The sequence below is a fragment of the Nostoc sp. CALU 546 genome (assembly GCF_048836525.1).
In genome coordinates this window covers 1-10028 of sequence record NZ_JAWJTF010000119.1, presented here as the reverse complement: position 1 = coordinate 10028, position 10028 = coordinate 1, and the positions used below count along the sequence as shown (strand labels likewise).

Below are 10028 nucleotides of genomic sequence, written 5' to 3'. Positions count from 1 at the left end.
TACTTCAGTGGACTTGAGCTATGAGCCAGAGAATTCATTCTCTGGCGGGTTATGAAGCCCGCAGCAAAGCTATTTCTAGCTTCAGTTGACACCAATGAGCAATGTGCTTTACCCCTACCTACGTATTTGTATCATTATTAAAGTGAAATGGCATTACTATTAGATACACCACAAAAATTATTTGATTTGCGGATGAGCACCTTGTCCATCCCAACAAACTAAGGTAGGTGTAGCTATGCTTTTAATCTGGTAAGCGTTTTTGACACCAACCCAGTTACTAGCAATTGGCATTCGCCAACCAGTTCCAAAGGCGCGATCGGTGATTTTCAATCCGGGGGGTGCTTGTCGCCGTTTAAATTCAGCCCGCGCCACCATTTGGATTACTCTATCTACAATTACCGAATCGTGACCGGCTGCAACAATTTGCGCTGCTGATTGGTGATTATGAACGAGACGTTGCAAAATATCGTCCAAAATTTCGTAAGGCGGTAGAGAGTCTTGATCCACTTGACCTGGTTTGAGTTCGGCGCTTGGTGCTTTAGTCAAGACGTTCTGCGGGATGATTTCATTATGGCGATTTAACCAATGACAAAGTGAATACACGCGGGTTTTAGGAACATCTGCAATCACTGCTAACCCGCCATTCATATCGCCGTAGAGAGTACAGTAACCCACAGCCATTTCTGACTTGTTACCGGTAGATAAAAGCAGATATCCAAATTTATTAGCGATCGCCATTAATAAATTACCCCGAATCCGGGATTGTATATTTTCCTCTGCCAGTCCAAACTCAGTACCCGCAAACAAATCGCCTAATGTTTGATCAAAGCCTTGCATTAACTCGCCAATTGGTAAAAGATTAGTCTTAATTCCCAAATTTTCCGCTAATGCCAAAGCATCGCTGATGGAATGCTCCGAACTGTAAGGGGAAGGCATGAGAACACCGAGGACATTTTCTTTACCAAGTGCAGCCGTGGCGATCGCAGCGACTATGGCAGAGTCAATCCCGCCACTTAAACCCAACACTACTTTAGAAAAACGACATTTACGAGCGTAATCTCGCACTCCCAAAACCAAAGCTTGCCAAATTTCTTCATCTTCCGATTCATACATCGGTTCTACAGAACCCAGTTGCAAATCCCGTTGTGTTTCATCAAATTCAACTACTAATAAATCGGTGTCAAATCCACGGGCGCGAGATATAATTTCACCTTGACGATTCAAAGCAAAACTACGTCCATCAAAAATTAGGTCATCATTTCCGCCAACCTGATTAGCATAAATAAACGGTTGTTGAAAACGTACTGCACTATGCCTCAGCATTGTTTCGCGAAACTCTTGCTTGCCGACTGTGTAGGGGGAAGCAGACAAATTTACAATCAAATCTACACCCAGAATTGCTAAGTCAGCAATCGGATTCACTGTATAACTACGTTTGCCCCAAAATTCCTCATCATTCCATAAATCTTCGCAAATAGTTACGCCAATATGAATATTATCTAGAGTGAAATAATTAGCTTCCAAACCTGGTTCAAAATAACGACGTTCATCAAATACATCGTAAGTAGGCAAAAGTCGCTTGTGAAAAATTTGCTTTACCTTGCCATTTTCTAACAGAGCTATGCTGTTAAATAAAGTTTTACCACCACTAATATGTGCCTTGATATTCGGTTCAACAGTTCCTACCAACACAGCTAAATTTGGTGGTAAATCCTGGGCCAAGTTTTGTAAAGTGATACCCATTGCTTCCACAAAACTAGGATTTAGTAATAAATCCCTTGGTGGATAGCCACATAAAGAAAGTTCCGGTGTCAACAACAAACGCGCACCGCTAGATGCTGCGCGTTGTGCCGCCTCCAGGATTTTTTGGGCATTTAAAAGCAAATCACCGATTGTCGGATTAATTTGAGCGATCACAATCTTCATTTTATTTGTCATTTGTCATTTGTCATTGGGCATTGGGCATTGGGCATTGGGCATTGGGCATTGGGCATTAGTTATTCTCCTTGTCCCCCTCATCTTCCCCTGCTTCCCCTGCTTCCCCTGCTCCCTTGTCCCACGTAGCAGTTCATTAAATAAATACCAAAGGCTTATCTTTTAAGGGGGCAAAAGCTTCGGCGTCAAACTTATACAAACTAGCTGGACGACCAGCACCCCGTGATACCTTAATTCCGGTATCGCATAAAAAACCTAACTTGAGTAGACGCGCTCGAAAATTAGAATAATCGGAAAAGTTATCACCTAAAACTGTGGCGTATAACTGATATAAATCATTCAAGGTGAACATTTCTGGCAAGACTTCAAAAGCCACTGGGCTATACTCTAATTTATTTCGTAACCGCCTATGTCCATAAGCCAGAATTTCGTTATGGTCAAAAGCTAATTGCGGCACTTGTTTTACCGGATACCAAGCGATGCCAGTCATGCGATCGGCAATCAATTCGGCTTCTTCAAATCGCACTAGAGCAAAGTAACTAACTGATAAATAACGCACACCATAACTATCAGTTGCTTCCCGTGGATCGCGATTCGGCCCGCCAAAGGTATACAGTTGTTCTAAATAGAGATTGTTGACCTTAATTTTCTCCGCCATAATGCGATAAGCAGCATCTTCTAAAGACTCTCCTGGACGCACTAAAGTACCAGGAAGACTCCAATGATTTAAAAATGGTTCTTGCTGTCGCATTACTAGTAGAACTAACAGCCGATTTTGGGCAGTATCTACAGAAAAAATTACATTATCAACACCAACCTTGAAATCGGCCAAAGGTTGTTGGTTTAACGGAGTTGGTATCTTTTTTTGTGAACGTCCTGGCATTCGTACAAATGCTCTTGATTAATATAGGCAACTACAGGGGCTGTGAGGGCTTGGGGATCTCCATGTTCGCGGTACGCTGTTGAGGAAACATTTAGACCGATCAGACTAGCGATCGCAATCTTCCCTCCCAGCTTTTGCACTACCTCTGAACTAGATTCATCTATTGCATATCCGGGTCGCGGTACAATCAGTAGTTGCACTTCCTGTAACAAATCTTCAATGCGATACCAACGTGGTAGCTGACTCAGTAAATCTGAACCAATAATCAACGTCAATTCAGCGTCTTCACCCCAAATAAGCTTCGCTTTTTCCACTGTTTCCAGTGTTCTAAAGCTACTCAATTCTTGTTCCAAAGCAATATTGTGCCGTGGCGCGTCTATATCCGCAATCAACAATCGCAACATTGCCGCCCGATGTTCTAAGGGTGTTTGATGGGACTTAAATGGATTATCCGCTGCCCAAACTGCTACCCAATCATAACGCTCAGACAACCAACTCAGAATTTTTTGATGTCCCGCAGTTGGTGGATCGGCACTCGTTCCAAACAAAGCAACTCTCATAGTAATTCGTAGTTCGTAATTAAGACAGACTGAAAGAGTACTTTTACTTATGTGTTCTCTGTGCCTCTGCGGTAGCCTACGGCAAGCCGCTGGTGCGTCTACGTTTCTTAGTTTCTTCAGTCAATACCCGTAACGCCTCAGAAATCTCCACTTCTACAGCCACAGGATGATCCAAGCGCCGTGTTTGTTGTGGCAAACTGGCAACTGAGGCTGCGGTACGTTGACGAATTGTTGCCAAAGACTCTAACGGTTGCACCCGTTGACCTTCCTGCACTACCAATTGCAACAAAGGTTCTTCATCTAGAAGACTTTCACCTAAGAGTCCTAATCTGTCTGCTTTTACCTTACCTCCCGTAAACGAGCGAAAAATCTGCTTGCGCCCTGGATAAGTAACCTTACCACTCGATTCTTTCATCACTGGGATGCCATCAATGTCTACAAGTTTATAAACTCCGTTTACGGGCGAACCTGTAACTAGTCGTGTTCCCAGTCCGTAACCATCAATTTCGGCCCCAGCGGCTTTTAATCTGGCAATTTCCCACTCGTCTAAGTCGCCACTGGCAAAAATTGGCACATCGGGAAGGAGCGATCGCACCTGTTTTGATAAGGTAACTAAATCTCCTGAGTCCAATCTCACTCCTGTTAATTGCATTTCCCCGGAATTTACTTTTTCGGACAAGCGCTGGGCAGCAGCAACGGTATCGTAAGTATCAATCAACAATGGCGCACCCGGAAAATATCGATGAAATGCACTAAAAGCCTGTTCTTCAGTGCCTTCTATTGCTGATAACGCCATCACTAAGGCGTGTGCCATAGTACCACTTGGCTGTTGTCCTAGTTGTAGCGCTGCTAACACATTGGAGGTGGAATCTAACCCACCTGCCAGGGCCGCCCGCGCCGCCCACAAGGAAGCCTGCGGACTAAATGCTCGTCTGGTTCCAAATTCTAAAAGTGTTGCTGATTCCCCCGCTACATCCCTTAACCGTGCTGCTTTTGTGGCAATCAAAGTCTGGTAATTAATCGTATTCAGAAGGTAAGTTTCCACTAGTTGCGCTTGCCAAAGGGGTGCTTCCACCCGCAACAGTGGTTGATTGGCAAAGACGGCTGTCCCTTCCGGTACTGCCCAAACATCACCCGTGAACTTTCCCTCAGCTAAAAGTGACCAAAAGCGATCGCCTGCGTGAGCAAAAATTCCCGTTGCCTGTAATGCCGCAATTTGCGCGGAACTAAAGCGGATTTTGGCTAAATATTCCAATGCTTGCGTTAGCCCCATTGCAATTAAATAACCAAAACCCTCTGGCAATCTTCTGACAGACAATTCAAAGCTTGCCCGTCGTTGTTCTATACCTTCGCCTGTGTAACAAGCTGCCATTGTTAACTGGTAAAGGTCGGTCAGCAAGCTGTAGTCATCGGCAGAAAGGTTTAGTTCCTGGTTCTGCTGGCTTTGCTGTTTATATACATAGTCCAAATCTGGCAAAGTTGTCATGCAAGAGCTTCCTTACAAGATGCTTCTTTTATTTATGGTAATATTTACCATAAATAATGTCAACTCCTGGCAAGTATATTTTCAGAGATTGCCGTATATCAGTAGATTGATAGGCAAATTAATACTAACTTTATAAAATACTTAACATTTTTTAATAGTAAAAGCTGGCAATAATGTTAATCTCACAGGGCGGCTAATGAAAAGAAACAATATCCTTTAAGAGAAAGTTTGTTTTGCTTGGCTCTTTTCCCGACTGGGGTTGAAGAAATAACTATGTTACAATTAAAATTAGTGAGCAAAGTTTGGTTTTTTCACAAGCTAAAGTATTGCGAAGTTATCTGAATAAACATTGCATATATTCTCAATATATTGAGAATTAGAGCCAGCCTTAAATATCAGTATTAGAGTAGAGGTAGCACAATTAAAGCGACTCGAAAATAAGGAGTCCGAATATTATGGCTATTTCCCAAATCATTGCTAACATCACCCAATATATTTCTGAAGCTGCAATGCGGATTTTTGGCCCTACGGATGATGCTTATCCTGTTATTGGCGTACAACCTTTTACAGGTGAGCCTTATGATAAGCGTACAGCCGATACTTGGTAGGTGCTAATACGGCGTTCAAAAAGAATACAGTAGTCAAAATTCAGAATTTCAGACAAGGTTAATTACCGGGGAATTCAGGCAAACCATATAATTGAAAACCAATAATGTAGATTGAGCTACTTACTTAAACCCCTTTATTCAAAAGTAGTGGTGTATTGCAATACGCCACTACTCTAATTCATGAAAGTGATGGAAAACTCCATCCCACTCTTGGGATGGAGTTTTTTATTTAAATGTTATGTATGCAGAAAAACTGCATTTTTTAGCGATCGCCTGACGTCGTGATGACCCGAAAGGGAAAATGGTTGAAGGAGGCAGGATAGCGCAGCGTTAGCGAGTCCGCGAGCGTCGGGCAGTTTTCCTCCTACCTCCTGCCCTCTGCCTCCTGCCTTCCTCGATAAAGTCGAGCTTAGGAGAGTTGTCTTTTCTTCGCTTTCAAAACAATACCAAAACCAGCTACCATTAGGGTTCCGAGAATGCTAGCGGGTTCTGGGATAGAAGTTTCATCGATAGGTACTTTGATTCTTAAACTTGCCAAGGTAGCGTTAGTGATGGTCAAGGATGTTACACTGGGCAAACCTGGGATATCAGACTGGAAATCAAAGACTGTGGGAGTTGAACTACCATTGCGATCGCTATATCGCACTCCATATCCACTGACTTCAAAAGTGCCTTGATACTGTTTTCCGGTGTCTGGGTCGATGACAGTACCAGTGTAGAAAGCTTTTGTGAGATTAAATTCATCCTGAACTACTCCTTGAAATGTAGTTCCTGGCAATTGTCCCTGGTAAAGAAATGCAGTCAACTGACCACCAGAAAGAACCGGCGATGTGAGAACACCATCAAAGGAGACAATTGGAATACCTTTAAAGTCAACAAAGTAATGCAGACTTCCATCAGAGCGTGTTTCTACCTTTAAATAGTCTGACTCGTATACAGGAACATAATTAGGATTATTATTAGTTCCTAAGTTCCGGTAATAAGTTCCAGTGTCATCCGTATCAATCCGAGTAGTACTTTGATTGAAATTGGGATTGTTTCTGGGAAGTTCGATAGTTCCTGATAATGTACCAGTGCTTTGAATTGTGATGAATTGAGCAGCAATTGCACTTGCTCCACTTAAAGCGATCGTCATTGCTGCTAAACAAGTGCTGCTAACAATTGCACAACCTAGCTTAATCCCTGATGAACTTACTTTCATTAACAATTTGCTCCTGGAATTGCCGATGAGAAAACACACCTAATGCACTGAGATTTATTTAAAAATTTTCTCAGGCACGATTTATTATTCCCAAACTACTAATGAAAGTTTCATCAACAACAAAAAGCCTTATCAATCGCTATTTTTATTCTTGTCTTTGCGGAGTGTATCGAAGACAATGACCTTATTCCCCAATTTTAATTTCATTTCCTGATGAGAAGATGTTTAAATTGTTCTAAGGTTTAGCCTGAGCCAGTTCGTAAATTAACGTAAGTTCGATGGAACTAAAAAAGTGCAGGAGGTAGCGTAGGCAAGAGTGAGCTTAAAAGCAAATAAGTCTCCTCTGTCGTTAATAATCAAATGTAGTTTAAAGCCATAATGCCAACCCACGGAATTTTTAACCCATCCAACTAACCCTTCAAAGACTTTATGTGAATGTGCCCGACGGGTAAGGAGGAAAAGTAAATTCAAACCCTTCCCCTTTCCCCCTTAACCGAAAAATATTGGAAACATTACATCATTTTTACTAGTGATAAAATACACCAATAATTAGAGAAACAATTATTGGTATTAGGATTGGAATAGCAACTATAAGTCCCCACTTACCAAACTTAATTTCCTCACCCTCAGATTTCAAAAATGCAATCCAACCGACAACTCCCATCAAAATCCAAATACACCCAAAAGCAAGAAATATAACGAATACTGAATCGTCCATTTTTCCAAAATATTTATTTTAATTTGCACTAATATCTACAACTAACTTTGTTAAAATCGCACGAAAATTGCTAAAATCATAAGATTCAATAGTTTTTCGTTGCAAGTATTCTGGTTGGTAAATTACTGGATTAGAGCAAGTTCCTTGCAGAATTTGAATTAGATTATGGGCAATTTCTTCTACGTTATCAGGATCAACTAAACATCCCAATTTCCCTTCAGCCAAAGGGTCTATAGAACCATCTTGATTACCCGCCAACACAGGTTTACCACAAGCTAAAGCTTCTAGATAAACAATACCAAATCCTTCACCTTTACTAGGCAAAGCAAAAACATCGCAGAGATTGTAATGAGCGCATAATTCTTCATCTGGTACAAACCCTGGAATAGTGACACAATCTTGTAGATTTAAGTTGGACACTAAAGCATTAATTCGAGGTAAATCATCTCCTTTACCTACAAGAATAAAGTGAACATTAGGCACATAAAAACGGATTTTAACCAAAGCATGAAGGATTTGGTCATAACCCTTATATTTTGCCATACTTCCCATTCGCGTTACTGTTAGAATTACAGGTTGCTCATCCGTTAAATTATATCGTTTGAGTAAGTAGGTTGGTTTAGGATTTATTTTAAATTGACTAGCATCAAACGTATTAGGTAAAATGACTACTTTATCTGGGTCAATATCATCATATTTCAGCAAGCGCTGGCGAGTGTAATTACTAACACTAATAATTTTATCTGCTTTTTGTAATGCTAACTTTGTAGCATTATTTTCAATATCCCAAACTTCTAATCCATGAGCAACTACCCAGTAAGGAATCCCAGTCAAAAGTTTTAGAACATAACAAGCAACGGCATAGTTAACATGAGTTGATATGACTATAGTAGGACGTTTAAAAATAGCCAAAACAATTATGTTTGTGGCAAATAAAATGGTTTGTAATAATCTTGGGAAAGAGCCAAAATAATGAAATCTTGTTGAAGGTAAAAATTGCAAGTCTTGCGGCTGTGTTGAATTGTGCTTGTCATACTTGAGAAGCACATCATACTCAGCATCAGGATACACATCTTGTAAAGCTTTCAACAAAAATGTTGAGTAAACTTGGATACCTCCCTTAAAACCAAATATATTCGGAAATATTAAATTGAAATGACGTTTATCAATTGCGGGTTTTTTGAACATTGTAAATAGTTTGAGGTTTTGATTCAATAACAAAATCTTTTTGAGAATTGATAGCTGCTGCCAGAAAATAAAATTCAATAGTTGTAAAAGTATAGTCTTCGGCAAAAAAATCTGGCATTTGAGATGCTAAAAACATCATAATTGGAATGATAGTCACAGGATTAGCATATTTAAGATGAGAAGCTATTCTTACTAAAAAATTAGTAAATAACAATAATCCGATAATTCCTTGTTCTACCAACACATTTAAAAATATATTATGTGCATGATAACCTTTAACTCCAAAAACTTTCACTCCTATATGTTCTGCAAAAACTCCTACACCTATACCAGTAATCGGTCTTTTAATAGTTTCAATAATAGCTGCCTGCCAAAGTGCAAACCTTGACAAAGCTGTTCCTACAGGACTAGGAAGCGCTATTTCGCTGGAATTGTTTACAAATAAATTAATTAAGGGAAATATTTTAATATCTCCCAAACCAATTCTATATGTAGATACTGGTATGGATATGATGCATAAGAGCCATAAGCTCATGATCAAAATCATTTTTCTAATACTAATAATTTTATATATCAATAAAAGAAACATCCCAAAAATCAAAACTAACCAGGCATTTCTGCTAGCAGATAAAGCTAGAGAAATGAGAAAAACAAATTCGCTTATGTACAATTCAAGTTTAGATATATTGTTCTGTTTTTCTAAAATTAGGCTCAAACATAATCCAATGGCGACTATTACCCCAAACTGATTAGGATTTTGCATAATTGAACCAATCTGAGGATAATAACTTGGAAATTTTAATAATTCAAAAATCCAGTGATTGGGGAATAAAGCTTCTAAAAAACCAAAAACTGCAATTACTTGTAGCAAATATAATATACACCGATAGTAAAATGTTAAAGATGAGGTTTTTATATTTCTGAAAGTTAGAACTAAAAAAGTAAAAAATAATATAAAGTAAGTAGAATATTTAATGCTATAAAGAATTGCAGTATTGGAAAATTGACTCATGAATGAGGAGAGCCACATCCATAAATACAGTAGACTGATAGATATCAAAATGATTCTATGCTTTCTTAAAACTTCGGGTATATTTTTGGTAGATAAACTGATTATCCCAAAGCTAAATGCAGGAAGTAATAAATAATGAATCCCAATATTTATTCCCGGAAACTTAATCCGCCCTAGAAGTGAAGAAAATAGTATTAGCAGGAAAAATATATTAATCATAACCTTTTAGTTGTGGATATTTTTTGACAACAAAAAACCTATACTCAACCCAAAATCGCAGGTTGAAAGAGAGATTGTGATATTTTTTTAAGCTAATACCAATTTGAAAAAAGAATTGCGACAAATAGACCATTTGTAGAGACGCGATTCATCGCGTCTTTACCCAATGATGTGTTGCAATCATTAATTGAATGGGTATAAAATTTGATCACACTAAA

At 39.4% G+C, this 10028-nt stretch carries 9 protein-coding genes and 1 pseudogene; 1 reads left to right on the top strand and 9 read right to left on the bottom strand.

The window, feature by feature from the left end; translation table 11 throughout:
- Positions 1 to 177: 177 nt before the first annotated feature.
- The 4 genes from RRG12_RS36275 to RRG12_RS36260 form a co-directional block, all read right to left on the bottom strand.
- On the bottom strand, positions 178 to 1926 hold the full coding sequence (locus RRG12_RS36275; RefSeq protein ID WP_420762564.1) for an NAD+ synthase: 1749 nt from the start codon (positions 1924 to 1926) through the stop codon (positions 178 to 180).
- 145 nt (positions 1927 to 2071) lie between these two features.
- Entirely contained in the window at positions 2072 to 2818 is a 747-nt protein-coding gene (locus RRG12_RS36270) for an NUDIX hydrolase (RefSeq protein WP_069070045.1), read from the bottom strand.
- Positions 2779 to 3378 carry a nicotinate-nucleotide adenylyltransferase gene (locus tag RRG12_RS36265; RefSeq protein WP_420762559.1) on the bottom strand — a complete coding sequence of 200 codons (600 nt, stop codon included), beginning with the start codon at positions 3376 to 3378 and terminating at the stop codon, positions 2779 to 2781. The genes RRG12_RS36270 and RRG12_RS36265 overlap by 40 nt, the downstream gene beginning before the upstream one ends.
- A gap of 76 nt (positions 3379 to 3454) precedes the next feature.
- Positions 3455 to 4864: a nicotinate phosphoribosyltransferase gene (locus RRG12_RS36260; protein ID WP_420762558.1), complete on the bottom strand. Its 1410-nt coding sequence runs from the start codon at positions 4862 to 4864 to the stop codon at positions 3455 to 3457.
- A 455-nt stretch (positions 4865 to 5319) separates the two neighbouring features.
- On the opposite strand from RRG12_RS36260, the gene RRG12_RS36255 reads away from it, so the two are divergent.
- Positions 5320 to 5472, top strand: a complete 153-nt coding sequence (locus RRG12_RS36255; protein ID WP_069070042.1) for a nicotinate phosphoribosyltransferase — start codon at positions 5320 to 5322, stop codon at positions 5470 to 5472.
- Positions 5473 to 5881: 409 nt separating this feature from the next.
- On the opposite strand, the gene RRG12_RS36250 is transcribed toward RRG12_RS36255, so the two are convergent.
- The 5 genes and pseudogenes from RRG12_RS36250 to RRG12_RS36230 form a co-directional block, all read right to left on the bottom strand.
- Positions 5882 to 6673: a PEP-CTERM sorting domain-containing protein gene (locus tag RRG12_RS36250; RefSeq protein WP_420762557.1), complete on the bottom strand. Its 792-nt coding sequence runs from the start codon at positions 6671 to 6673 to the stop codon at positions 5882 to 5884.
- Positions 6674 to 6982: 309 nt separating this feature from the next.
- Positions 6983 to 7117, bottom strand: a pseudogene (locus RRG12_RS36245) (transposase); the annotation flags it as partial.
- A gap of 82 nt (positions 7118 to 7199) precedes the next feature.
- The gene (locus tag RRG12_RS36240) at positions 7200 to 7391 is read right to left on the bottom strand and encodes a hypothetical protein (protein ID WP_181930207.1); all 192 of its coding nucleotides are present in this window, start codon (positions 7389 to 7391) and stop codon (positions 7200 to 7202) included.
- A gap of 18 nt (positions 7392 to 7409) precedes the next feature.
- Positions 7410 to 8579, bottom strand: a complete 1170-nt coding sequence (locus RRG12_RS36235) for a glycosyltransferase family 4 protein (protein WP_420762556.1) — start codon at positions 8577 to 8579, stop codon at positions 7410 to 7412.
- A complete protein-coding gene (locus RRG12_RS36230; protein WP_420762555.1) occupies positions 8557 to 9450 on the bottom strand; it encodes an O-antigen ligase family protein in 894 nt (297 codons plus the stop codon). The genes RRG12_RS36235 and RRG12_RS36230 overlap by 23 nt, the downstream gene beginning before the upstream one ends.
- Positions 9451 to 10028: the final 578 nt, after the last annotated feature.

Excerpts from the sequence above, each read along its gene's own strand:
- RRG12_RS36240 (WP_181930207.1), bottom strand. The coding sequence starts at position 7,391 with ATGGACGATTCAGTATTCGTTATATTTCTTGCTTTTGGGTGTATTTGG.
- RRG12_RS36250 (WP_420762557.1), bottom strand. The coding sequence starts at position 6,673 with ATGAAAGTAAGTTCATCAGGGATTAAGCTAGGTTGTGCAATTGTTAGC.
- RRG12_RS36255 (WP_069070042.1), top strand. The coding sequence starts at position 5,320 with ATGGCTATTTCCCAAATCATTGCTAACATCACCCAATATATTTCTGAA.
- RRG12_RS36275 (WP_420762564.1), bottom strand. The coding sequence starts at position 1,926 with ATGAAGATTGTGATCGCTCAAATTAATCCGACAATCGGTGATTTGCTT.
- RRG12_RS36270 (WP_069070045.1), bottom strand. The coding sequence starts at position 2,818 with ATGCCAGGACGTTCACAAAAAAAGATACCAACTCCGTTAAACCAACAA.
- RRG12_RS36235 (WP_420762556.1), bottom strand. The coding sequence starts at position 8,579 with ATGTTCAAAAAACCCGCAATTGATAAACGTCATTTCAATTTAATATTT.
- RRG12_RS36265 (WP_420762559.1), bottom strand. The coding sequence starts at position 3,378 with ATGAGAGTTGCTTTGTTTGGAACGAGTGCCGATCCACCAACTGCGGGA.
- RRG12_RS36260 (WP_420762558.1), bottom strand. The coding sequence starts at position 4,864 with ATGACAACTTTGCCAGATTTGGACTATGTATATAAACAGCAAAGCCAG.